The following is a 22024-nucleotide window of genomic DNA, read 5'->3' as shown; positions in this document are numbered from 1 at the left end:
TCGCGCACAGTAGTCCACCTACTTACCGACTGGCCAGTAACCGCAGGGTCGGACGCCACTGTTCACGTATGCCGCACAGGCTTACCCTTGATCGTCATGGCACCCACACCGGCCGGAAGCCGGAAGACACGCGTCCATGTGGTCAGTGATGTGCACGGCAACGCCCGTGACCTGGCCAGAGCCGGCGAGGGCGCCGACGCCCTGATCTGTCTCGGTGACCTGGTGCTGTTCCTGGACTACGCCGACCACTCGCGCGGCATCTTCCCCGACCTGTTCGGCGTGGAGAACGCGGACCGCATCGTGGAACTGCGCACCGCCCGCCGTTTCGAGGAGGCACGCGAACTCGGGGCCCGGCTGTGGGGCGGGGTCGGTGCCGACCGGGGCACGGTGATCGAGAAGGCGGTGCGCAAGCAGTACGCCGAGATGTTCGCCGCGTTCCCGACACCGACGTACGCGACCTACGGCAATGTCGACATGCCGCCTTTGTGGCGGGAGTTCGCGGGGCCCGGTACGACCGTGCTCGACGGCGAGCGGGTGGAGATCGGCGGCTGGACGTTCGGCTTCGTGGGCGGCGGCCTCAGGACCCCGATGGGGACGCCGTACGAGATCAGCGACGAGGAGTATGCGGCGAAGATCGAGGCGGTCGGCGAGGTGGACGTGCTGTGCACGCACATCCCGCCGGAGGTGCCGGAGCTGGTCTACGACACCGTCGCGCGGCGGTTCGAGCGGGGCAGCCGGGCACTGCTCGCCGCGATCCGCCGCACCCGCCCCCGGTACTCGCTGTTCGGTCACGTCCACCAGCCCCTGGTCCGGCGGATGCGGATCGGGGCGACCGAGTGTGTGAACGTGGGGCACTTCGCGGGGAGCGGGAAGCCGTGGGCGCTGGAATGGTGAGCCCGTCCGCGCGGTAGCCTTCACGCTGCACAGACGTGCGTACCACCCTTCCTCACCGGACCTTATCTGGAGGAGCCACGGCGATGGCGGAACACACCAGTTCGAGCATCACGATCGAAGCTGCGCCTGCCGACGTCATGGCGGTGATCGCGGACTTCGCCCGCTACCCGGACTGGACGGGTGAGGTGAAGCAGGCGGAGGTCCTGTCGACGGACGCGTCCGGCCGCGCCGAGCAGGTCCGGCTGGTCATGGACGCGGGCGCCATCAAGGACGACCAGGTCCTCGGCTACACGTGGACCGGCGAGAACGAGGTCTCCTGGACGCTGGTCAAGTCCCAGATGCTGCGGCAGCTGGACGGTTCGTACGTGCTGAAGCCGGCGGGCGCGGGTTCGACGGAGGTCACCTACCTGCTGACGGTCGACGTCAAGATCCCGATGCTCGGCATGATCAAGCGCAAGGCGGAGAAGGTCATCATCGACCGGGCGCTGGCGGGGCTGAAGAAGCGGGTGGAGTCCGAGCGGTAGGGGGTTCGCCGGTTCGCGGTCGACTGCGGGTGGGCGGGTACAGCTGGGTAGGCGATCACTGCGCCCGCTCAGGGGCGCGGGGGCTCTGTCGATGTGCGGCTCCGCCGCGTGGGCGCGACCAGCCCCCACCGGGCCGCAGCCGCAAGACTGCCCCGCCGGACTGAACCGTCGCGTCCGTTACGGTTCACCCCTATGCGCACCATCCTGATCACCGGCCCCGGCGGCAGCGGTCGTACGACGGTCGCCGCCGCCACCGCCCTGCGCGCCGCAGGCGACGGCACCCGCACCCTGGTGCTGAGTGCCGACCGCACCGACACCCTCGGCGCGATCCTCGGCGTGCCCACCGGCCCGACCCCGGCCCAGGTCACCCCCACCCTCACCGCGTGGCGCCCCGACGCCACCGCCGGGTTCCGGGACGATCTCGCCGCCTTCCAGGACCGTGCCTCGCACGTGCTCGACCTGCTCGGCGCTTCCCGCCTCGACCCCGAGGAGGTCACCCCGCTGCCCGGCGCCGAGGAGCTCACCCTGCTGCGCGCCCTGCGCGACGCGGCCCTGTCCGAGCGGCACGACCTGCTCGTCGTGGACCTGCCGCCCACTCCGCAGGCCCTCGCCCTCCTCTCCCTCCCCGAGGAACTGCGCCGGTACCTGCGCCGGCTCCTCCCCGCCGAGCGCCAGGCGGCCGCCGGCCTGCGGCCCGTCCTCGGACGGCTCGCCGGCATCCCCATGCCCTCGGAGTGGCTGTACGAGACCGCCGCCCGCTGGGACACGGAACTCGGCGCGGTCGAGGCCGTCCTCGCCGACCGGCGGGCCGTGGTGCGGCTCGTCGCCGAACCCGGCCCCGCCGGCACCGACGCGGTCCGCGCCGCGAGCCTCGCCCTCGCCCTGCGCGGCCTGCGCCCCGACACCCTGGTCGCCAACCGCGTCGTACCGGAGGACTGGTCCCCGGGACTCGTCGCCCAGCAGCGCAAGGCCCTGGAGGAGTGGCAGGAGTCGTACGACGTCCAGGTCGTCCCGCATCTGGGCCACGACCCCCGCGGCGACGACGACCTCACCGCCCTCGGCGTCCCCGTGGTCAACGACACGACCTCCACGGTCGAGTGGCCCGTCGCCGACCACCTCGCCGAGGACGGCGTGCTGGTGTGGCACCTCCCGCTGCCCGGCGCCCTGCGCGACGAGCTGGACCTGATCCGGCGCGGTGACGAACTCCTCATCAGGGCGGGGCAGTTCCGCCGGATCGTCCCGCTGCCCTCGGCCCTGCGCCGCTGCACCGTCGCCGGCGCCGCCCTGCGCGAGGGCGAGCTGCGGATCCGGTTCGCGCCGGACCCGGATCTGTGGCCCCGCACCCCGTGAACCGCGTACGCCCATTCGGGTAACGTCGTAGGGACGAACCGTAGTCAGGAGTCCGTCATGAGCGAAGAACTCCCCCCGTCCGGTGCCGACGAGAACGAGGCCGTGGACGAGGTACGGGCGACCGACGCCGACGCATGGGCGACGGCGGTCGCGGAGGATCTCGCGGCGGAGAAGACCCGCCGCCGCACCCAGTACGGCCCGCCCCCGGGCTCGGCCGCCGAAGAGCTGCGCAAACTCGTCGACAACGTCGCCGAGAAGCTGTCCGGCCTCCAGTCCCCGCTCCTCGGGGGCATCGCCGGGCCGGCCGCCCAGCAGGTGGTCAAGCAGGTCGTCCAGCAGGCCAAGGCCGCGGTCGAGCCGGTCATCGAGCGCAACCCGGACGTCTTCGACCACCTCGCGGCCGCCGGTGGCGAACTCCTCGCCGCCTACCGCTCCGCGGTCCAGGCCCAGGAGCAGCGCTGGAGCCGCCGCGACGAGACCCTGCGCGACCGGGGCGAGGAACCGGGCCCCGGCGAGCGCATCGATTTGGACTGAAACCCCCTGACGGCAGGGCCTCGGGTACGGTTGGCCGTAGCGGGGCTCGACCGAAACTGAGGGATTCATGGGACTCACCATCGGCGTCGATATCGGCGGCACGAAGATCGCGGCCGGTGTGGTCGACGAGGAAGGCAACATCCTCTCGACGCACACGGTGCCGACCCCGGGCACGCCGGAGGGCATCGTGGACGCCATCGCCTCGGCGGTGGAGGGCGCGCACGCCGGTCACGAGATCGTCGGCGTGGGCATCGGGGCCGCCGGATACGTCAACCGGCAGCGCTCCACGGTCTACTTCGCACCGAACATCGACTGGCGTCAGGAACCGCTGAAGGAGAAGGTCGAGGCCCGCGTGGGCCTCCCGGTGGTCGTGGAGAACGACGCCAACGCGGCCGCCTGGGGCGAGTACAAGTTCGGTGCCGGCAAGGGCCACCGCAACGTCATCTGCATCACGCTCGGCACCGGCCTCGGCGGCGGCATCATCATCGGCAACAAGCTGCGCCGCGGTCACTTCGGCGTGGCGGCCGAGTTCGGCCACATCCGCATGGTCCCGGACGGTCTGCTGTGCGGCTGCGGCTCGCAGGGCTGCTGGGAGCAGTACGCGTCGGGGCGGGCGCTGGTGAGGTACGCCAAGCAGCGCGCCAACGCCACCCCGGAGAACGCCGAGATCCTCCTGGGCCTCGGCGACGGCAGCCCCGACGGCATCGAGGGCAAGCACATCTCCATGGCCGCCCGTCAGGGCGACCCGGTCGCCGTCGACTCCTACCGCGAGCTCGCCCGCTGGGCCGGCGCGGGCCTCGCGGACCTGGCCTCCCTCTTCGACCCGTCCGCCTTCATCGTCGGCGGCGGCCTCTCCGACGAGGGCGAACTGGTCCTGGACCCGATCCGCAAGTCCTACAAGCGCTGGCTGGTGGGCGGCAACTGGCGCCCGGTGGCGGACGTCATTGCCGCCCAACTGGGCAACAAGGCGGGCCTGGTGGGTGCGGCGGACCTGGCGAGAGAGCCCGACCCGGTCATGTAGGGGTGACTTCTCCTCTTCAGGGGCTTCTCTTCAGGGGCGTGGGGCGCGATCCCCACGCCCCTTCTCCTTGGGCGTAAATTGATCCACATGGTTCTGGTCAAGGTCCTGAGCTACAACATCCGCTCGATGCGAGACGACACAGACGCGCTGGCCCGGGTCATCCAGGCCTGCGAACCAGATCTCGTCCTGATCCAGGAAGCCCCCCGCTTCTTCCGCTGGCGCAAGAAGCTGGCAAGGCTGGCGTCAGCCACGGGACTGGTCGTCCTCACCGGCGGCGGCACGGCGGCGGGCCCCGCGATCCTCTGCAACCTGCGGGCGACGGTCGAACGGACGGAAGACGTCCTCCTCCCGCTCACCCCCGGTGAGCACCGACGAGGCTTCGCCACCGCCGTCGTGCGAATCGGCGGCGCCCGGCTCGGCGTGCTGAGCTGTCACCTGTCACTGCAGAAGGACGAGCGCTACGACCAGGCGGGCATGCTCCTCGACCGCCTCGCCGGCATGGGCGTGGAGCACGCCGTCGCGGGCGGCGACCTCAACGAACGCCCCACCGGCCCCGCCTTCACCCGCATCGCGGACAGCCTCCAGGACTGCTGGGCGAGCAGTCCCACCGGCGCCGAACACACCTGGACCCGCACCGAACCCCAGCGGCGCATCGACGCGATCTTCGCCACCAAGGGCGTCGAGGTGGTCGGCTGCGGAGTCCCCGTGGACCTGCCCGGCATCACGGAGACAGACCTGAGGGCGGCCACCGACCATCTTCCGGTCCTGGCCACCCTCAACATCCCCGTGAGCTGACTGAGCCGAGCCGACCTAGACGACGGCACCCCGGCCGGGGTTCTCGTCGTCCTCGTCGTCCGCCCGCATCCGCGTCACCAGTGTGGCGAAGCCGCCCAGGAAACCGCCGATCCCCACCGTGGCCAGCCACCACGTCATCTCCCAGCCGAGCAGCACCGCGACCAGCAGCAGAAGCGGCCCGCCGAGCACTCCGAGCCAGGCGAACTTGGCGGTGGTGTCGGCGGCGGGCAGCGGCGGCGGCTCCGGCGGCACGAAGTGCCCCTCGTCGTCGTCCTCGAAGTCGTCCTCGGACGGCTCCGGCGCGCTGTAGTCACGCGGCCCGACGCCGGGCGCGAAGGAGACGGAACCGCCCAGCGGCTTCGCCGGCTTCTCGTCCTGCTTCGGTGAGTCCTTCTTGGGTGAGTCCGCCTTCGGCGCGTCCTTCTCCGGCTGGGTCCGCGTGGCCGCCGGCTCGTCGTTCGTCTCGGTCTCGAGCAGCGCGAGATCCTCGACCGACTTGAACGGCTTCGTGCCCGGCGGGTCCTTGGGCTCCTCGCCGTACCCGGCGACGATGGCCGCCCACGCGGCCTCCTCGTCGAACGGGACGCCCTGCTCCTCGGGCTCGGGGCCCTCGCGGTCCTCGCGATCGGAGTCGTGCTCAGCCACGGGCGGCCGTCCCTTCACTGCCGATGCCGGTGGTGTGCCGGCCGATGAACGCGAGGCTCTCGTCGAAAATCCGCTCCGCGTCATGGTCCAACGTCGCCACGTGGTAGCTCTGTTCCAGCACGATCTCTGTTACGTCCGTCGACGACACCCGGCTCAGCACCCGCGCCGAGTCGGCCGCCGGCACCACATGGTCCTGGGCGCTGCGCAGCACCAGCAGCGGCTGGGTGACCTGCGGCAGCTCGCCGTCGACCTGGCGGAAGAAGGTCCGCAGGGAGTGGGCAGCGTGCAGCGGCACCTTGTCGTACCCCAGCTCGACGCTGCCCTCCTTCTTGATGTCGCTGGCGATCCCGGGCGCCGTGCGCACGAAATGCCGGGCCACCGGAAGGGCGTAGGGCGCGAGGCCGTGCATGCGGTTCGCCGGGTTGACGACGATGACGCCGCTCACCGCATCCCCGTGCTTGGCGGCCAGCCTGAGGGCCAGGGTGCCGCCCATGGACAGACCGGCCACGAACACGGAGGCGCAGCGCTCGGTCAGGGCACGCAGCTCGCGGTCCACCTCGGCGTACCAGTCCTGCCAGCCGGTGAGCGCCATGTCCTGCCAGCGGGTGCCGTGACCGGGCAGCAGCGGCAGGGAGACCGTCAGACCGCGGTCGGCGAGGTGCTGGGCCCAGGGCCGCAGCGACTGGGGGGAACCGGTGAAGCCGTGGCAGAGAAGGACACCGGCCTCCCCGCCCTCATGGCGGAACGGCTCGGCTCCGGGGAGGACCGGCACCTAGGTCTCCTGTTCATGAAAGAAGCGTGAGCAAGTCCAGGTGAGGTTCACCGTACGCGACCGCACTGACACCGACCAGGGCCGTCGGTCTGTTTGACAGGCCTCCGGGTTAAGGTCTGAACGACGAACACAGGAGGCACTCGGTTGTTGTACGGCACGATGAAGGTCGCCATCGGTGGGCCGCTGAAGGTTGCCTTCAGGCCCTGGGTGGAGGGCCTGGAGAACATTCCCGCCGAGGGCCCGGCCATCCTGGCGAGCAACCACCTGTCGTTCTCCGACTCGTTCTTCCTGCCCGCGGTCCTCGACCGCAAGGTCACCTTCATCGCGAAGGCCGAGTACTTCACCACGCCCGGAGTGAAGGGCCGCCTCACGGCCGCCTTCTTCAAGGGCGTCGGCCAGCTGCCGGTGGACCGCTCCGGCGCGCGCGGCGCGGGCGAGGCGGCCATCAAGAGCGGCCTCGACGTGCTGGAGCGCGGTGAGCTGTTCGGCATCTATCCCGAGGGCACCCGCTCGCCCGACGGGCGCCTGTACCGGGGCAAGCCCGGCGGCCTCGCGCGCGTGGCGCTCGCCTCCGGCGCCCCGGTCATCCCGGTCGCCATGATCGACACCGAGAAGATCCAGCCGCCCGGCAAGGTCATGCCCAAGCTGATGCGGCCGGGCATCCGCATCGGCGAGCCGCTGGACTTCAGCCGCTACCAGGGCATGGAGCACGACCGTTTCGTGCTCCGCGCGGTGACCGACGAGGTCATGTACGAGATCATGAAGCTCTCCGGCCAGGAGTACGTCGACATCTACGCGACCGCCGCCAAGCGCCGGATCTCGGACGCGGCGAAGGCCGCCAAGGCGGCTGTCGCGAAGGCCGACAAGGACAAGCCCTAGGATCCTGGGACACGCAGTCCGGGCCGGGGGTGGGGGAGATGGCCAAACAAGTACGCGTCATGCGCATGTCGGTCGAGCAGCCGCTGTGGCGTGCGCTGACCGGGTACCGGGTGCTCACCATGCTGTACGCGGTCGGCCTCTTCGCCACGCAGTACGACGAGTACGACCGGCCCGGCATCGCCATCACCTACTACGTCGTCCTGTGCGTCTGGACGCTCGCCACGCTGCCCCGCGTCCAGAACGCGGCCGCCTGCACCAAGCGTTTCCTCGCCGTCGACCTCGCGATCGCGCTCACCGGGATCGTGCTGACCCCGCTGGTCGTCAACGACCACCACATCGACAGCGGCGGGCCCACCCTGCCGTCGATATGGACCGCCGGTTCCGTCCTCGCCTTCGCCATCAAGGGCGGCTGGCGCTGGGCCGCGCTCGCCTCCACGCCGGTCGCCGCCGCCAACCTCGTCGAGCGCGGCCAGCCGGCCCGCGACACCGTCCACAACGTGATCCTCGTCTGGGTCGCCTCCATCGCCATCGGCTACGTCGTCGAGGTCGCCCGCGCCTCCGAGCGCACCCTCGCCCGCGCCCTGGAGATCGAGGCGGCGACCCGGGAGCGTGAGCGGCTGGCCCGGGACATCCACGACAGCGTCCTGCAGGTGCTCGCCATGGTGCAGCGCCGGGGCGCGGTCATGGGCGGTGAGGCGGCCGAGCTGGGCCGGATGGCCGGCGAGCAGGAGGTGGCGCTGCGCACCCTGGTCTCCGGCGGGCTGACGTCCGTCTCCCGGGTGTCGCGGGACGCGGCCCAGGGGGCGGTCGTCCACGTCGTCGACGACGAGCGGGCCGACGACGGACCGGACGACGGTCCGCTCGACCTGCGCGCGCTGCTCGCCCCGTACGCCTCGGCGAAGGTCTCCCTCGTCGAGCCCGGCGCCCCCGTCCCGCTGCCCCCGCCCGCCGCGCGCGAGCTGGCCGCGGCCGTCGGGGCCGCCCTGGACAACGTGCACCGGCACGCCGGTGACCACGCGCGCGCGTGGATCCTCGTCGAGGACGAACCCGACGAGGTGATCGTGACCGTACGGGACGACGGACCCGGCATCCCCGAAGGACGGCTCGCCCAGGCCGAGGGGGAGGGGCGGCTCGGGGTGGCCCTGTCGATCCGGGGCAGGCTGCGCGAACTCGGCGGCAGCGCCGAGCTGATCTCGCCTCCGGGGCAGGGCACGGAGGTCGAGCTGAAGGTACCGAAGGTCTCACGGGGGAAGGCAGGACAGCGATGAGCGACAAGGGTCCGATCAGGGTCATGGTGGTCGACGACCACCCCATGTGGCGCGACGCGGTCGCCCGGGACCTGGCCGAGTCCGGCTTCGACGTGGTCGCCACCGCGGGCGACGGCGACCAGGCCGTACGCCGCGCCAGGGCGGTGGACCCCGACGTGCTGGTGCTCGACCTGAACCTGCCGGTGAAGCCCGGCGTCCAGGTCTGCAAGGAGCTCGTCGGCCACAACCCGGCCCTGCGCGTCCTCGTGCTGTCGGCGAGCGGCGAGCACGCGGATGTCCTGGAGGCCGTGAAGTCGGGCGCGACCGGCTATCTGCTGAAGTCGGCCTCGACCGAGGAACTCCTGGACGCGGTCCGCCGCACGGCCGTCGGCGACCCCGTCTTCACGCCCGGCCTCGCGGGCCTTGTCCTCGGCGAGTACCGGCGCCTGGCCACCGACCCCGCGCCCACCACCGACCCCGACCAGCCCAGGGCCCCGCAACTCACCGAGCGCGAGACCGAGGTGCTCAGGCTGGTCGCCAAGGGCCTGAGCTACAAGCAGATCGCCGAACGTCTGGTCATCTCCCACCGCACGGTCCAGAACCACGTCCAGAACACCCTCGGCAAGCTGCAACTCCACAACAGGGTCGAGCTCGTCCGATACGCCATTGAACGAGGCCTCGACGACGAGTGAGACGGGCGTCACACTGACCCTTCGTCAGGCACCTGCGGCGAAGGGATCTGTCCATGCGCGTCGGAGTACTGACCGGAGGCGGCGACTGCCCCGGCCTCAACGCCGTCATCCGGGCCATAGTCCGCAAGGGCGTACAGGAGTACGGCTATGACTTCACCGGCTTCCGGGACGGCTGGCGGGGTCCACTGGAGGACGCCACCGTGCGTCTCGACATCCCGGCCGTGCGCGGCATCCTGCCCCGCGGCGGCACCATCCTCGGCTCCTCCCGCACCAACCCGCTGAAGCGGGAGGACGGCATCCGCCGGATCCAGGAGAACCTGGCCGCGCGGGAGATCGAGGCGCTCATCGCCATCGGCGGCGAGGACACCCTGGGCGTGGCCGCACAGCTCTCCGACCACCACGGAGTGCCCTGCGTCGGCGTACCGAAGACCATCGACAACGACCTCTCCGCCACCGACTACACCTTCGGCTTCGACACCGCGGTCGGCATCGCCACCGAGGCCATCGACCGGCTGCACACCACCGCCGAGTCCCATATGCGCGTCCTGGTCTGCGAGGTGATGGGCCGCCACGCCGGCTGGATAGCCCTGCACTCCGGCCTCGCGGGCGGCGCCAACGTCATCCTCATCCCCGAGCAGCGCTTCGACATCGACCAGGTGTGCGCCTGGATCACCTCCCGCTTCAGGGCGTCGTACGCCCCGATCGTGGTCGTCGCCGAGGGTGCCGTGCCGAAGGACGGCGACGCGGTCCTCAAGGACGAGTCGCTCGACTCCTTCGGACACGTGCGGCTGTCCGGGGTCGGCGAGTGGCTGGCCAAGCAGATCGAGAAGCGCACCGGCAAGGAAGCCCGCACGACCGTCCTCGGGCACATCCAGCGCGGCGGCACCCCCAGCGCCTTCGACCGCTGGCTCGCCACCCGCTTCGGTCTGCACGCCATCGACGCCGTCCGCGAGGGCGACTTCGGCAAGATGGTCGCCCTGCGCGGAACGGACATCGTGCGCGTGCCGATCGCGGAGGCGACGGCGAAGCTGAAGACGGTCGACCCGAAGCTGTACGAGGAGGTGGGGGTGTTCTTCGGCTGACGCCGGCCGGCTCACACGGTCGTGCGGCGCAGCTGCCTCACCAACTCCCGTACGACGACGGCGCCGTTCAGGGTCAGGACCGACTCCGGGTGGAACTGGACGCCCGCGAAGCCGGGACCGCGCAGGGCGTGCACCTCTCCGTTGTCCGCCCGGCTGATCTCTACCTCGTGCGCGGCCAGTTCGGCCGCCGTCTCGTCGTCGCAGTGCGCCACGAAGCTGTTGTAGAAGCCCACGGTCTCGGGCCGCCCGAACAGATCGACCGTCGTCTGCGCGCCCTGGTACGGCACTTCCTTCCGTACGATCTCCAGGCCCAGCTCGGCCGCGATCAGCTCGTGTCCGAGGCAGACGCCGAGGACGCCGTGCCGGTGCTGCCTGATCACCTCGGTGGTCAGGCCCCGCAGGAACCGCATCTTCGGGTCGTCCAGGTCGCAGGGGTCACCGGGACCGGGGCCGAGCACGACCGGTCCCTCGTGCGCGAGCACCGCCTCCCGGAGCCCTTCCTCGTCGTACCGGCGGACGGTGACGTCCAGCCCGCTCGACCGCAGGACGTGCGCGAGCATCGCCGTGAAGGTGTCCTCGGCGTCGACGACCAGGGCGTGTCCGGTGAGCTCGTCGAGGGGCTCCTGCATCCGCAGCCAGAACGGCGCCAGCGAGGTGCGCCGCCCGTCGAGCGCGGCACGCACGCGTGGGTCGTCGGCGAGACTCACGCGCGCGTGCTCCGCGCGGGGCCGGGACGGTCGTACGCCGAGAGCCGCCAGCACCCCCGCCGCCTTCGCGTGGGTCTCCGCCACCTCGCTCGCCGGGTCCGAACCGCGCACGAGGGTCGCGCCGACGGGGACCCTGAGGCGGCCGTCGGCGGAGATGTCCGCGGTGCGGATGAGGATGGGGGAGTCCAGGGTCTGCGCTCCGGCAGATCCTTCCCGCCCGTACCGGCCGAGCAGGGCCAGCGCCCCGGCGTAGTAGCCGCGCCCGCCGACCTCGTGCCGCTCGATGACCCGGCAGGCGTTCTGCACCGGGGAACCGGTGACGGTGGCCGCGAACATGGTCTCCTTCAGGACCTCCCGCACGTCCAGCGAGGACTTCCCGCGCAGTTCGTACTCGGTGTGCGCGAGGTGGGCCATCTCCTTCAGCCGGGGCCCGATGACGACCCCGCCCATGTCACCGACCGTGCACATCATCTTGAGCTCCTCGTCGACGACCATCGACAGCTCCTCGATCTCCTTGCCGTCGGCGAGGAAGCCGAGCAGGTGCTCGGGAGTGGGGCCCTCGGCGGGATAGCGGTACGTCCCGCTGATCGGGTTCATGACGACGGTCCCGCCGCTCATCCGGACGTGCACCTCGGGGCTCGCGCCGACCAGGGTGCGCTCGCCGGTGTGGACGACGAAGGTCCAGTACGCGCCCCGCTCGCCCACCAGTAGCCGCCGGAACAGCGCGAGGGCGTCCGCGCGGGAGAATCCCGGGATCTCGCCCTCGTACGTCCGCCGGATCACGAAGTTGGCGCCCTCGCCGCGCCCGATCTCCTCGTGCAGGACCCGCCCGACGATCTCGGCGTATTCCTCGTCGGCGACGTCGAAGCCGCCGTTCTCGACCCGGACGTGATGCGTGGGCAGCTGTTCCAGCACTTCGGCGAGAGAGAGCTCGTACGTCTCCTCGGGGGTCAGCACCGCCAGCGGTGTGCCGTCGTCCCTGACGTCGAAGCCGCGCTCCCGGATCTGGCGGAACGGGATGAGCGCGAGCCCCTCGTCGGGGAGGTCGGCGAGACGGTCGTAGGTGCTGACGGGGCCGAGGAGCAGTTCCACCGTGCTCTCGTCGTGGCCGGGGGTGCGGCGGCGGAGCAGGGCGAAGGGGCGGTCGTCGTCCAGGAGGTGTGTCAGGTCCATGGTTCCTCAACTCTCGATGACTCGATGTCGGTGAGGAACGACCCCGGAAACGCCGAAGGCCGCCCCTCGGGCGGCCTTCGCGAAGTCTTGCGTACGCGCAGTCAGTGGGCCGCCGGATGAGCGGTCCACCACCAGTTCTGGGTCGAGTGCGCGAACATGCGAGGCACCCTATCCCATGTCCGACCCTCGTACCCCGTGTCTCATTTCCTGGGCACGGCTCGGGAGCCATGACACGACCCCGTAATGTTGAGGTCGTGACCGTGAACGCTAAGACCGGCGCCAGCGCCGGCAACACCTGGCGAGACCTGCCCGCGGCGCAGCAGCCCGAGTACCCCGACACCGAGGCTCTGCGCGCAGTGATCGCGGACCTCGCGTCGTATCCGCCGCTCGTCTTCGCGGGCGAGTGCGACCAGCTGCGCGCCCGGTTGGCGGCCGTCGCCAAGGGAGAGGCGTTCCTCCTCCAGGGCGGCGACTGCGCCGAGGCCTTCGACGCCGTGTCCGCGGACCACATCCGCAACAAGCTCAAGACGCTGCTCCAGATGGGCGCCGTGCTGACGTACGCCGCCTCGGTGCCGGTCGTGAAGGTCGGCCGTATCGCCGGCCAGTACTCCAAGCCGCGCTCCAAGGGCACCGAGACCCGCGACGGCGTGACGCTGCCGACCTACCGGGGCGACTCCGTCAACGGCTTCGAGTTCAACGAGAAGGCCCGCATCCCGGACCCCGAGCGCCTGAAGCGGATGTACAACGCGTCCGCCTCCACGCTCAATCTGGTGCGCGCCTTCACCACCGGCGGCTACGCCGACCTGCGCCAGGTGCACGCCTGGAACCAGGACTTCGTGAAGTCGTCCCCCTCCGGCCAGCGCTACGAGCAGCTGGCCCGGGAGATCGACCAGGCGCTGAACTTCATGCGGGCCTGCGGGACCGACCCGGAGGAGTTCAAGACCGTCGAGTTCTACTCCTCGCACGAGGCGCTGCTGCTGGACTACGAGTCGGCGCTCACCCGCGTGGACTCGCGCACCGGGCGGCTGTACGACGTCTCCGCGCACATGGTGTGGATCGGTGAGCGCACCCGGCAGCTGGACGGCGCGCACATCGAGTTCGCCTCGCAGATCCGCAACCCGATCGGCATCAAGCTCGGCCCGACGACCACGGCCGAGGAGGCGCTGCAGTACATCGAGCGCCTGGACCCCGACCGCGAGCCCGGCCGGCTGACCTTCATCGTCCGCATGGGCGCCGACAAGGTCCGCGACAAGCTGCCCGAGCTGGTCGAGAAGGTCACCGCCTCCGGCGCGACCGTCGCCTGGATCACCGACCCGATGCACGGCAACACCTACGAGGCGGCCTCCGGCCACAAGACCCGCCGCTTCGACGACGTGCTCGACGAGGTCAAGGGCTTCTTCGAGGTCCACAAGGGCCTCGGCACCCACCCGGGCGGCATCCATGTCGAGCTCACCGGCGACGACGTCACCGAGTGCGTGGGCGGCGGCGACGAGATCTTCGTCGACGATCTGCACCAGCGCTACGAGACGGCCTGCGACCCGCGGCTCAACCGCAGCCAGTCGCTCGACCTGGCCTTCCTCGTCGCGGAGATGTACAGGGACCAGTGACGGGTTCGCCTGCTACCAGGACATGAAGTGGGGCGCGGATCACATACGATCCGCGCCCCGCTCCACTTTTGCGGTTCCTGAGCGCCGGGTAAGGTTAGGTTAGCCTTATCGATCTCGGCAGGAGGTGAGTCCGCGTGTACGTCTGCAACTGCTTCGGCGTGACCGAAGCGCAGGTCCAGCAGCACGCGGACAGCGGCGCCTGTACACCCCGACAGATCGCCTCCGCCTGCAAAGCCGGGACGGACTGCGGATCCTGTGTACGTCGGATCCAGGCGATCCTCGGCCGTGGCGCGTTCCCCCGCCGTGAGCCGGCCGACCCGGGCAAGCAGGTCCTGGCCGGAGTCGAGGAACTGGAAGAGGCGGCCTAGCTCTCCGGCCCAGCTCTCCGGCCCAGCTCCCCGGACTAGCTCTCGGGCTGCTCGATCAGCTGGGCGATGTACAGCGCCTCACCGAGCTTCTCCAGCAGCTCCAGCTGCGTGTCGAGATAGTCGATGTGGTGCTCCTCGTCCGCGAGGATCGACTCGAAGATGTTTGCCGAGGTGATGTCCCCCTTGGCGCGCATCACCTCGATTCCGCGCTTGAGCCGGTCGATCGCCTCGACCTCGACCTGCCGGTCGGCCTCGAACATCTCCTTGACGGTCTGGCCCACGCGCACATGGAACAGCCGCTGGTAGTTCGGCAGCCCCTCCAGGAAGAGGATGCGGTCGGTGAGGACCTCGGCGTGCTTCATCTCGTCGAACGACTCGTGCCGCGTGTACTTCGCGAGCTTCGTCCAGCCGAAGTTCTCCTGCATCTTCGCGTGCAGGAAGTACTGGTTGATCGCGGTGAGCTCGCCCGTGAGCTGCTCGTTGAGGAATTCGATGACCTCGGGGTCGCCCTGCATCGCAGAGGCTCCTTCCAACCGTGGGGAACTGGCAGGCTGCGCCGCATCCTCGCACCGGCGAAGAAGATCGTCCAGTAAGTCTTCACTTAGTAAGTAAGTGCATGCTTAGTCTGATTTGGGATGTGTTGAGTGGGGGTTGGTCGGGTGCATCGCCTCGGGTCTGTCAGGATGGAAGGCATGGGTCAGCCGGTGGAGCGGGAGAGTGGAGAAGCGGCGCACTCCGAGCTTCCGCCGGGGCAGCGACTGCAGCGCGGCTGGCCCGTCACGCACTACGGCCCGGTCCCCAAGTTCCGGCCCGAGCGCTGGGAGTTCCGGGTCTTCGGCGCCACCGCGGACGACGAGAAGCACTGCTGGAACCACGAGGAGTTCACGGCTCTGGCGCATACCACCGTCGTGGGCGATCTGCACTGTGTGACGAAGTTCAGCATGCTCGGCGCCGAGTGGGGCGGCATTCCCGCCCGCACCATCCTGGAGATCGCCCCGCCCGCGCCGACGGTCACCCATGTGATGGTGTGGGCCGAGTACGGCTTCAGCTCCAACCTGCGGCTCGCGGACTTCGCGTCCGACCGCGCGATCTTCGCCACCCACAAGGACGGGGAGCTGCTGACCGCGGAGCACGGGTTCCCGCTCCGCCTGGTCGTCCCCCATCTGTACGCCTGGAAGGGGCCCAAATGGGTCCGTGGCGTGGAGTACATGACCGCCGACCGGCGCGGCTTCTGGGAGGAGCGCGGCTACCACAACGTCGGCGACCCCTGGCGGGAACAGCGGTACTCCTACCAGGAGGAGCCGGGGGACGGCCCCGAGCTGTGATGCTCTGAGGCCCGTCATGCTCTGAGGCTCAGTGGCCGTGGTGCTGGTGGACCACGGCATGCCCCTTGCCGAGGCCGATCATCCACTTGTTGACCGGCACGGTGACGACGAACGCGATGGCCAGCGAGATCGCCAGCGACACCCAGAACAGCAGATCGGCGAGTTCCGCGTCCATGGCGTCCGGCCACAGGGCGATCACGCCGTTGTCGATCAGCTCCATCACGGCGATGGACAGGGTGTCGGCGGCCAGTGCGACTCGAAGCGCGGCCCTGAAGCCCATGCCGGCCTTCAGGACCCCGCGCAGGGTGAGCGAGTAGCCGAAGAAGAAGGCCAGGACGATCGCCAGGACGGTGGTCGCCAGGTTGCCCCAGCCCAGCGCGGTCCCGACGACCATGCCGAGCACCTCACCGATGGCGCAGCCGGTGAGGCAGTGGAGGGTGGCCTGGACGGCGACGGCCCATCCCTGTGTTTGGTGTTGCATGAGTCCCCCCATGTCAGGTGACGGTTCCTGCGTGCAGCAGATGGGAACCGTGTACCCCCGGGGGGTATTCCGTACTCCCTGCCGGTTGTCCGTCCCGGAGTTTCTTCAGCCGCTCCACGTCCGCCGCGTGGCCCTCCTTGCCGCCGGGTGTCTCGATGATCAGGGGGACGCCCTCGGTGGCGGGGTGGGTCATCAGGGCGCGGAACGGGTCCTCGCCGATGTGGCCGGAGCCGATGTTCTCGTGGCGGTCCTTGTGAGCGCCGACCACGTCCTTGGAGTCGTTGGCGTGGATCAGCTTCAGGCGGCCCTCGCCGACCGTGTCCACCAGGAGGTCGAGCGTCTGGTGCATGCCGAACGGGCCGGTGAGGTCGTGGCCGGCGGCGAAGATGTGGCAGGTGTCCAGGCAGACGCCGAGTTTCGGATGGGCGTCCAGGGCCTCGAAGTACGGCCCGAAGTCCCAGGTCCGGGAACAGAGCGAGGAGCCCTGGCCGGCCGTCGACTCCAGGAGCAGATACGGGTCGTCGTCGTGGGTCAGCTCGTCCAGGAGCGGCAGCAGGTACTCGCGCACCTGCTTCAGGGCCACGGAACGGTCGCGGCCGCCGGTCGCGCTCCCGGTGTGCACGACGACTCCTCGCGCGCCGATCTCCCGTCCGCGTCGGAGGGAGTGCCGGAGCGAGTCGACCGACCTCTCCACGGTCGCCTCGGTGTGCGAGCCGAAGTTGATCAGGTACGGGGCGTGGACGTACGCCGGTATCGCCCTTTCCGCGCAGACCTCACGGAACGCCTCGTCCTGGCGCGGGTTCCCGACGGGGGTGGCCCAGCCGCGCGGATTGGCGACGAAGACCTGCACGGTCTCGGCATCGAGGTCCTGGGCGTACGACAGGCCCACTGAGTGAAGGCCACCGGCCACGGGGACGTGGCCGCCGACGGGGTTGCGCTGTGTTGTCACCGATCCAGGGTGCCATTGCCTGCGGCGCTCGGGCCGGTGGGGTGGGGTGGGGTGCCTCTTGCCTCGGGTGGCTGCGGGTCCGTGGGGGCTGGGCGCGCAGTTCCCCGCGCCCGTGGGTGGGTGTGGCGCAGGCGGCCGCGCCCGTGGCCGTGTGAGGGCAAGGAGCGGCACCCGCGCGGAGCGTTCGTCAGCGGATGGTGATCGTGATCGTCGAACCCTTGGGAGCCGTGACCCCGCCGTCCACCGACTGCTTTTTCACCGTGTCGCCGAAGAGGCCGAGCAGGCCGCGGTCCTCCTCGACCTGGAAGCCCGCCTCCTCCAGTTCCGACTTGGCGTCGTCCACGCTGTCGCCCGTGACATCCGGGACCTCGACCATCTCAGGGCCCTTGGAGATCGTCAGCGTGACGGTGTCGCCGTCGGCCGCTTGACTGCCGGCGTCCGGGGTCTGCCGGGCGACCTGGCCCGCGTCGTCGTCGGAGTTGACCCGCGCGGTGGCGACCTTGACCTTCAGGCCGGCCTCGGCCAGATCGGCCTTGGCGTCCGCCAGGTCCTCGCCGGTGACGTCCGGGACGTCGACCGGGGCGCCCTTGCTGACGGTGAGCGCGATCGCCGAGCCCGCGTGCAGCGTGGTGCCGCCCTCGGGGTCGGTGCCGATCACGAACCCCTTGGGGACATCGTCGCTGAACTCCCGGGTCACCATGCCCGGTTGGAGCCCTTCCGTCTTCAGCCGGGTTCTCGCCCTGCCGAGTTCGTACCCGTCCACGTCGGGCACCTTCACCGTCTGCGGGCCCTTGGAGAGGGTGATCGAAACGGAGTCGTGGTTCCGTATCCGGGTGCCGATCTCCGGGTCCGTGCTGATGACGGTGCCGCGCTTGACGGTGTCGCTGTAGGCGTAGGTGACCTTGCCGGTCTCCAGGCCGGCCTCGTCCAGCCGGTCCCGGGCCTGTGCCTCGGTCTTCGCCAGGAGGGCCGGGACCTGCGTGAACTGGCCGGAGTTGATGTACCAGACGCCCGCTCCGAGCCCGAGGGCCAGCAGGACCGCGGCGACGATCAGGAGCGGGCCGCGTCGGGAACCGCCCGAGGAGCGGCCACGCCGGGACGGCGGGAGCGGGGGACTCTCCAGGACGCTGGTGCGGTGGTACACCGGCTCGGGTTCGTCCTCGTTGACCGGCAGCAGACGCGGCACCGTCAGGGCGCGCGGGATCACGCTCGTGCTGTTCTCGGCGCCGGCGTACTCCACCGACAGCGCCTGCGGCGGCACCGCGTCCAGCTGGTCGGCGCTCAGCCGGCCATACGCCTCGCGGGTCTGCGCGAGCAGTGCCACGGCGTCGTACGGACGCAGATCCGGGGTGCGGGCGGTGGCCGACGCGACCAGTTCGTCCAGTTCGTACGGCAGCCCCGGGACCACGGCCGAGGGAGGTGGGACATCCTCGTGGAGGTGCTTGTAGAGGACTATGGCGGGGGAGTCGCCGTCGTGCGGCTGGCTGCCGGTCAGCATCTCGTACAGGACGACACCGCACGCGTACACGTCGACGCGGGCGTCCGCGGCGCCCGGCTGCTCGATCTGCTCGGGTGAGAGATAGGACACGGTGCCGAGGACGGCTCCGGTGCTGCTCGTCACCGTGTTGACCGACCGCACGAGACCGAAGTCGGCGACCTTGACCCGGCCGTCGTCCCCTATCAGGACGTTCTCCGGCTTCATGTCCCGGTGCACGAAACCGGCGCGGTGCGCGGCGCCGAGCGCGGCGAGCACCGGTTCCAGGATGTCCAGGGCGGCGCGCGGCTGCAGGGCCCCGCGCTCGCGCAGCACGTCACGCAGGGTGCAGCCGGCGACGTACTCCATGGCGAGATAGACGTACGACCCGTCGGTGCCCTGGTCGAAGACCTGCACCACGTTGGGGTGGGCGAGCCGGGCGACGGACTTGGCCTCCCGGATGAACCGCTCGACGAAGGTCCCGTCCGCCGCGAGCGCGGGGTGCATCACCTTGAGCGCGAGCACGCGGTCCAGGCGGGTGTCCAGGGCCCGGTAGACCGTGGCCATCCCGCCGACCGCGATCCGCGCGTCCACGCGGTAGCGGCCGTCGAGCACCTGCCCGACCAGCGGGTCCTGAAGGGTCGTATCCACGCAGGCGAGTGTACGAGCCGCCGCTGACAGTCGATTCGGTTCGACCCGATCGGGGCGGTACTGCAGCCGAGCTGTGACGAGGATCGCACGTGGGGGACGCGCGCCTCTCGAGGCAGGTGCACCGGACGCATTCAGCCCTGGGTGCGACTCACTGAAAAGCCGGCCGCTCCGGATCCAACGCCGCCAGGCCCTCCGCAGGAGACGACGCCTGCGCGAAGTGCCGCCGGGGAATCCGCCCTGCCCGCCGCGCCAGCCGCCCCGCCTCCACCGCGTGCCGCATCGCGTGCGCCATCAGCTCGGGCTCCTGCGCCCGCGTCACCGCCGAGGCGAGCATCACACCCGCGCACCCCAGTTCCATCGCCAGGGCCGCGTCCGACGCCGTGCCCGCCCCCGCGTCCAGGATCACCGGCACGCGCGCGTGCTCGACGATCAGCTGGAAGTTGTGCGGGTTGCGGATGCCGAGGCCGGAGCCGATCGGCGAGCCCAGCGGCATGATCGCCGCGCAGCCCACGTCCTCCAGCTTGCGGGCGAGCACGGGGTCGTCGTTCGTGTACGGCAGCACCGTGAAGCCGTCGTCGACCAGCGTCTCCGCCGCGTCCAGCAGCTCTATGGGGTCCGGCAGCAGGGTGCGCTCGTCGGCGATGACCTCCAGTTTGACCAGGTCCGTGCCGAGCGCCTCGCGCGCGAGGCGGGCCGTCAGGACCGCCTCCCCGGCGGTGAAACAGCCCGCCGTGTTCGGGAGCACCCGGATGCCGAGCTTCTCCAGCACGGACAGCACCGAGCCGTGCACCGAAGGGTTCACCCGCCGCATCGCGACCGTCGTCAGCTCCGTGCCGGAGGCGACCAGCGCCCGCTCCAGCACCTCCGGGCTGGGCGCGCCGCCCGTGCCCATGATCAGCCGGGACGAGAAGGACGTACCGCCGATGGCAAAGGGATCGTCGGCCATGGGTCAGCCTCCTTGGACGGCGGTGAGGACTTCCACGCGGTCTCCCTCGGCGAGGGGCGTCGAGGGCCACTGCGTGCGCGGGACGACGGTCTCGTTGAGCGCGGCGGCCACCCCGGAGGGCGCCGGCGTCAGCGCCCGTACGACGATGTCGAGAGCCGTGCCGGGAGCGAACTCCCTCGGCTCTCCGTTGACGGAGATGTTCATACCGGCTGCTCCAGGAGCTCCGTGGCGGCGAAGCGCCTCGGGGTGAACGGGCGTGCCACGTCGGGGAGCTCACCGGTCGTCAGGACGTGCGCCATGGCGTCCCCGGTGATCGGCGTGAGCAGCACGCCATTGCGATAGTGGCCGGTCGCGAGCACCAGCCCGGCCAGTTCCGTGGGTCCGAGCAGCGGGGCGTTGTCCGGGGAGCCCGGGCGCAGTCCCGCGCGGGTCTCTGTGAGCGGCAGTTCGGTGATGCCGGGGACGAGTTCGTGGGCGTCCCGCAGCAGCTCGTACACCCCGCCCGCGGTCACCGTCGTGTCCCACCCCAGCTCCTCGCTGGTCGCGCCGATCACCAGCTCGCCGTTCTCCCGCGGCACCAGATAGACCTGGCTGCCGCGGACCACGGCCCGCACCGTGCGGCTCAGGAAGGGCGCGTAGCGCGGAGGAACGGTCAGCCGGAGCACCTGGCCCTTGACGGGCCGTACCGGGGGCAGGACGTCCGCGGGGATCCCTTCGAGGCGGCCGCTGAGGCTTCCGGCGGCGAGCACCACCTGGCCCCCGCCCAGCTCGTCGCCGTCAGTCGTGGTGACCCCCGCGGCCCGGTCCCCCGCGACACGGAGGCCCTTGGCCCACGCGCGGTGGAAGACGACACCCGCCTGCTCGCACGCGGCCAGCAACGCGCGCGTGAGGCGGCGCGGATCGATCTGGTGGTCGCCGTCCACCCGCAGCCCGCCCCGCACCCCGGGCGCGAGCATCGGCTCCAGCCGACGGCACTCCCGGCCGGACAGCCACTCCGACTCCAGCCCCGACTGCCGCTGGAGCGCGTGCAGTTCGCGCAGGTGGGCGCGGTCGTCGGCGTCCAGGGCGACGGCGAGCGTGCCGCACCGGCGGTAACCGAGATCCTGTCCGGTCAGTTCGGTGAGCTCGGCCACGAAGGCGGGATAGCGCTGGGCGGAGGCGAGGTTCAGGCCCAGCAGGGTCTGCTCGCCGTAGTGCAGTTCGGTGACCGCGGCCAGCATCCCGGCGGCCACCTGGGCGGCCCCGCCGCCCGGCTCGGGGTCCACGACGGCCGTGGTGAGACCGCGCTGCGCGGCCCGCCAGGCCGTGACCAGGCCGATGATGCCGCCCCCGACGACGAGGACGTCTGACGTACGTGAGGACATGGGCGTCCAGCCCCTCCCTTCGCCGGCATGACCCGGATCAGGTTCGTACGGTCGGAGGCCGCCAGCCTCCCTCTCAGCCCGGTGCGTCCGGGCTCCCGCGAGTGCTCTACGTTGGCCACCCTAGCCCGTGCCCGTGTGCCGCTGTAAGGGAGCCTCGCGCCATGTCCCGCTCGCTCGACGGTCTCGTCCTCGCCCCGGTGGCCGATCAGGCACCGGGTCAGGTGGGGACGCGGACCCGGTTCACCTACCACGAGAAGGACGGGGAGATCTGGGCCGAGTACGCGGGCGGCGACGTCGTACGCGGCCATCTCGTCGGCACGCGCGCGGGGGACCGTCTCGACTTCCGGTACGTCCAGCTCAAGCCCGACGGGACGACATCCTCCGGGCACTGTGTCTCGACGGTCGTGGAGCTTCCCGACGGCCGGGTGCGGCTGGAGGAGACGTGGGAGTGGGAGTCGCAGCCGGGCAGCGGGACGAGCGTTGTGGAGCAGGTCACGGAGCACGACTCCTGACTGACTGATTGTCAGGTGACTATGGTGATCAA

Annotated in this window: 25 protein-coding genes and 1 riboswitch; of the genes, 14 read left to right on the top strand and 11 right to left on the bottom strand. The window is 70.8% G+C overall.

The features are described from left to right. Positions 1-96 precede the first annotated feature (96 nt). The 6 genes from ACGFWE_RS10115 (at position 97) to ACGFWE_RS10090 (ending at position 5118) form a co-directional block, all read left to right on the top strand. Positions 97-894 (top strand): metallophosphoesterase, encoded by a 798-nt coding sequence (locus tag ACGFWE_RS10115; RefSeq protein WP_393599209.1) that lies wholly within the window; start codon positions 97-99, stop codon positions 892-894. Between the two features lie 83 nt (positions 895-977). Then, positions 978-1418, top strand: a complete 441-nt coding sequence (locus ACGFWE_RS10110) for an SRPBCC family protein (protein WP_352382966.1) — start codon at positions 978-980, stop codon at positions 1416-1418. A gap of 192 nt (positions 1419-1610) precedes the next feature. Continuing rightward, positions 1611-2768 carry an ArsA family ATPase gene (locus ACGFWE_RS10105; protein ID WP_393599207.1) on the top strand — a complete coding sequence of 386 codons (1158 nt, stop codon included), beginning with the start codon at positions 1611-1613 and terminating at the stop codon, positions 2766-2768. Positions 2769-2825: 57 nt separating this feature from the next. Continuing rightward, positions 2826-3302, top strand: a complete 477-nt coding sequence (locus ACGFWE_RS10100; protein WP_352382962.1) for a DUF5304 domain-containing protein — start codon at positions 2826-2828, stop codon at positions 3300-3302. A 67-nt stretch (positions 3303-3369) separates the two neighbouring features. Beyond that, on the top strand, positions 3370-4323 hold the full coding sequence (locus ACGFWE_RS10095) for an ROK family glucokinase (protein WP_352382960.1): 954 nt from the start codon (positions 3370-3372) through the stop codon (positions 4321-4323). A gap of 87 nt (positions 4324-4410) precedes the next feature. After that, entirely contained in the window at positions 4411-5118 is a 708-nt protein-coding gene (locus tag ACGFWE_RS10090) for an endonuclease/exonuclease/phosphatase family protein (RefSeq protein WP_352382958.1), read from the top strand. Between the two features lie 15 nt (positions 5119-5133). Here the strand turns inward: ACGFWE_RS10090 and ACGFWE_RS10085 are convergent, their stop codons facing one another. Together ACGFWE_RS10085 and ACGFWE_RS10080 are read right to left on the bottom strand one after the other, a co-directional pair. After that, positions 5134-5763, bottom strand: coding sequence for a hypothetical protein (locus ACGFWE_RS10085; RefSeq protein ID WP_352382956.1), 630 nt, complete (start codon positions 5761-5763; stop codon positions 5134-5136). Continuing rightward, the gene (locus ACGFWE_RS10080) at positions 5756-6535 is read right to left on the bottom strand and encodes an alpha/beta fold hydrolase (RefSeq protein WP_352382955.1); all 780 of its coding nucleotides are present in this window, start codon (positions 6533-6535) and stop codon (positions 5756-5758) included. Before ACGFWE_RS10080 ends, ACGFWE_RS10085 begins: the two co-directional genes overlap by 8 nt. A gap of 144 nt (positions 6536-6679) precedes the next feature. Here ACGFWE_RS10080 and ACGFWE_RS10075 point away from each other — a divergent pair, with 144 nt between their 5' ends. Genes ACGFWE_RS10075 through ACGFWE_RS10060 form a run of 4 tightly spaced genes read left to right on the top strand, consistent with a single transcriptional unit; the run spans position 6680 to position 10435 of the window. Beyond that, complete coding sequence (locus ACGFWE_RS10075; protein WP_352382953.1) at positions 6680-7414, top strand: lysophospholipid acyltransferase family protein; 735 nt, start codon at positions 6680-6682, stop codon at positions 7412-7414. Positions 7415-7452: 38 nt separating this feature from the next. Further along, positions 7453-8682 carry a MacS family sensor histidine kinase gene (gene macS / locus ACGFWE_RS10070; protein ID WP_352382951.1) on the top strand — a complete coding sequence of 410 codons (1230 nt, stop codon included), beginning with the start codon at positions 7453-7455 and terminating at the stop codon, positions 8680-8682. After that, positions 8679-9353, top strand: a complete 675-nt coding sequence (locus tag ACGFWE_RS10065; protein WP_352382949.1) for a response regulator transcription factor — start codon at positions 8679-8681, stop codon at positions 9351-9353. The genes macS and ACGFWE_RS10065 overlap by 4 nt, the downstream gene beginning before the upstream one ends. Positions 9354-9406: 53 nt before the next feature. After that, the gene (locus tag ACGFWE_RS10060) at positions 9407-10435 is read left to right on the top strand and encodes a 6-phosphofructokinase (RefSeq protein WP_352382948.1); all 1029 of its coding nucleotides are present in this window, start codon (positions 9407-9409) and stop codon (positions 10433-10435) included. An 11-nt stretch (positions 10436-10446) separates the two neighbouring features. Here the strand turns inward: ACGFWE_RS10060 and ACGFWE_RS10055 are convergent, their stop codons facing one another. Beyond that, positions 10447-12315, bottom strand: coding sequence for an anthranilate synthase family protein (locus tag ACGFWE_RS10055; RefSeq protein WP_352382947.1), 1869 nt, complete (start codon positions 12313-12315; stop codon positions 10447-10449). A gap of 101 nt (positions 12316-12416) precedes the next feature. Beyond that, positions 12417-12473, bottom strand: a complete 57-nt coding sequence (locus tag ACGFWE_RS10050; RefSeq protein WP_071528813.1) for a trp operon leader peptide — start codon at positions 12471-12473, stop codon at positions 12417-12419. 96 nt (positions 12474-12569) lie between these two features. Here ACGFWE_RS10050 and ACGFWE_RS10045 point away from each other — a divergent pair, with 96 nt between their 5' ends. Then, positions 12570-13922 carry a class II 3-deoxy-7-phosphoheptulonate synthase gene (locus ACGFWE_RS10045; RefSeq protein WP_352382945.1) on the top strand — a complete coding sequence of 451 codons (1353 nt, stop codon included), beginning with the start codon at positions 12570-12572 and terminating at the stop codon, positions 13920-13922. Between the two features lie 134 nt (positions 13923-14056). After that, a complete protein-coding gene (locus ACGFWE_RS10040) occupies positions 14057-14290 on the top strand; it encodes a (2Fe-2S)-binding protein (RefSeq protein WP_352382943.1) in 234 nt (77 codons plus the stop codon). Between the two features lie 35 nt (positions 14291-14325). Here ACGFWE_RS10040 and bfr read toward each other — a convergent pair whose 3' ends face one another. After that, entirely contained in the window at positions 14326-14805 is a 480-nt protein-coding gene (bfr, locus tag ACGFWE_RS10035; protein WP_007381448.1) for a bacterioferritin, read from the bottom strand. Positions 14806-14982: 177 nt separating this feature from the next. Between bfr and ACGFWE_RS10030 the strand changes: the two genes are divergently transcribed. Then, positions 14983-15615 (top strand): sulfite oxidase-like oxidoreductase, encoded by a 633-nt coding sequence (locus ACGFWE_RS10030; protein ID WP_393599202.1) that lies wholly within the window; start codon positions 14983-14985, stop codon positions 15613-15615. A gap of 28 nt (positions 15616-15643) precedes the next feature. On the opposite strand, the gene ACGFWE_RS10025 is transcribed toward ACGFWE_RS10030, so the two are convergent. The 6 genes from ACGFWE_RS10025 to thiO form a co-directional block, all read right to left on the bottom strand. Continuing rightward, complete coding sequence (locus ACGFWE_RS10025; RefSeq protein ID WP_352382939.1) at positions 15644-16096, bottom strand: DUF4396 domain-containing protein; 453 nt, start codon at positions 16094-16096, stop codon at positions 15644-15646. Positions 16097-16109: 13 nt separating this feature from the next. Continuing rightward, positions 16110-17045, bottom strand: coding sequence for a deoxyribonuclease IV (locus ACGFWE_RS10020; protein WP_352382937.1), 936 nt, complete (start codon positions 17043-17045; stop codon positions 16110-16112). A 187-nt stretch (positions 17046-17232) separates the two neighbouring features. After that, complete coding sequence (gene pknB / locus ACGFWE_RS10015; RefSeq protein ID WP_393599199.1) at positions 17233-19170, bottom strand: Stk1 family PASTA domain-containing Ser/Thr kinase; 1938 nt, start codon at positions 19168-19170, stop codon at positions 17233-17235. Positions 19171-19318: 148 nt separating this feature from the next. Then, complete coding sequence (locus ACGFWE_RS10010; protein ID WP_352382934.1) at positions 19319-20116, bottom strand: thiazole synthase; 798 nt, start codon at positions 20114-20116, stop codon at positions 19319-19321. A 3-nt stretch (positions 20117-20119) separates the two neighbouring features. Further along, on the bottom strand, positions 20120-20320 hold the full coding sequence (gene thiS / locus ACGFWE_RS10005; RefSeq protein ID WP_352382932.1) for a sulfur carrier protein ThiS: 201 nt from the start codon (positions 20318-20320) through the stop codon (positions 20120-20122). Next, positions 20317-21480 (bottom strand): glycine oxidase ThiO, encoded by a 1164-nt coding sequence (gene thiO, locus ACGFWE_RS10000; protein ID WP_352382930.1) that lies wholly within the window; start codon positions 21478-21480, stop codon positions 20317-20319. Before thiO ends, thiS begins: the two co-directional genes overlap by 4 nt. Beyond that, positions 21478-21589, bottom strand: a riboswitch (TPP riboswitch). It overlaps the preceding gene by 3 nt. Positions 21590-21641: 52 nt before the next feature. Here thiO and ACGFWE_RS09995 point away from each other — a divergent pair. Beyond that, positions 21642-21992 (top strand): hypothetical protein, encoded by a 351-nt coding sequence (locus tag ACGFWE_RS09995; RefSeq protein WP_352382929.1) that lies wholly within the window; start codon positions 21642-21644, stop codon positions 21990-21992. The last annotated feature ends 32 nt before the right edge of the window (positions 21993-22024 follow it).

It is taken from the genome of Streptomyces sp. NPDC048523, from assembly GCF_043199815.1.
Classification (GTDB): Bacteria; Actinomycetota; Actinomycetes; order Streptomycetales; family Streptomycetaceae; genus Streptomyces.
The sequence above is the reverse complement of the archived record's forward strand: the minus strand, read 5'-3'. Positions and strand labels throughout refer to the sequence as shown.

Bases quoted from the DNA above. Each gene is read 5' to 3' on its own strand.
- ACGFWE_RS10115 (WP_393599209.1), top strand. From the start codon at position 97: ATGGCACCCACACCGGCCGGAAGCCGGAAGACACGCGTCCATGTGGTC.
- ACGFWE_RS10110 (WP_352382966.1), top strand. From the start codon at position 978: ATGGCGGAACACACCAGTTCGAGCATCACGATCGAAGCTGCGCCTGCC.
- ACGFWE_RS10105 (WP_393599207.1), top strand. From the start codon at position 1,611: ATGCGCACCATCCTGATCACCGGCCCCGGCGGCAGCGGTCGTACGACG.
- ACGFWE_RS10100 (WP_352382962.1), top strand. From the start codon at position 2,826: ATGAGCGAAGAACTCCCCCCGTCCGGTGCCGACGAGAACGAGGCCGTG.
- ACGFWE_RS10095 (WP_352382960.1), top strand. From the start codon at position 3,370: ATGGGACTCACCATCGGCGTCGATATCGGCGGCACGAAGATCGCGGCC.
- ACGFWE_RS10090 (WP_352382958.1), top strand. From the start codon at position 4,411: ATGGTTCTGGTCAAGGTCCTGAGCTACAACATCCGCTCGATGCGAGAC.
- macS (WP_352382951.1), top strand. From the start codon at position 7,453: ATGGCCAAACAAGTACGCGTCATGCGCATGTCGGTCGAGCAGCCGCTG.
- ACGFWE_RS10065 (WP_352382949.1), top strand. From the start codon at position 8,679: ATGAGCGACAAGGGTCCGATCAGGGTCATGGTGGTCGACGACCACCCC.
- ACGFWE_RS10060 (WP_352382948.1), top strand. From the start codon at position 9,407: ATGCGCGTCGGAGTACTGACCGGAGGCGGCGACTGCCCCGGCCTCAAC.
- ACGFWE_RS10055 (WP_352382947.1), bottom strand. From the start codon at position 12,315: ATGGACCTGACACACCTCCTGGACGACGACCGCCCCTTCGCCCTGCTC.
- bfr (WP_007381448.1), bottom strand. From the start codon at position 14,805: ATGCAGGGCGACCCCGAGGTCATCGAATTCCTCAACGAGCAGCTCACG.
- ACGFWE_RS10030 (WP_393599202.1), top strand. From the start codon at position 14,983: ATGGGTCAGCCGGTGGAGCGGGAGAGTGGAGAAGCGGCGCACTCCGAG.
- ACGFWE_RS10025 (WP_352382939.1), bottom strand. From the start codon at position 16,096: ATGCAACACCAAACACAGGGATGGGCCGTCGCCGTCCAGGCCACCCTC.
- ACGFWE_RS10010 (WP_352382934.1), bottom strand. From the start codon at position 20,116: ATGGCCGACGATCCCTTTGCCATCGGCGGTACGTCCTTCTCGTCCCGG.
- thiS (WP_352382932.1), bottom strand. From the start codon at position 20,320: ATGAACATCTCCGTCAACGGAGAGCCGAGGGAGTTCGCTCCCGGCACG.
- thiO (WP_352382930.1), bottom strand. From the start codon at position 21,480: ATGTCCTCACGTACGTCAGACGTCCTCGTCGTCGGGGGCGGCATCATC.
- ACGFWE_RS09995 (WP_352382929.1), top strand. From the start codon at position 21,642: ATGTCCCGCTCGCTCGACGGTCTCGTCCTCGCCCCGGTGGCCGATCAG.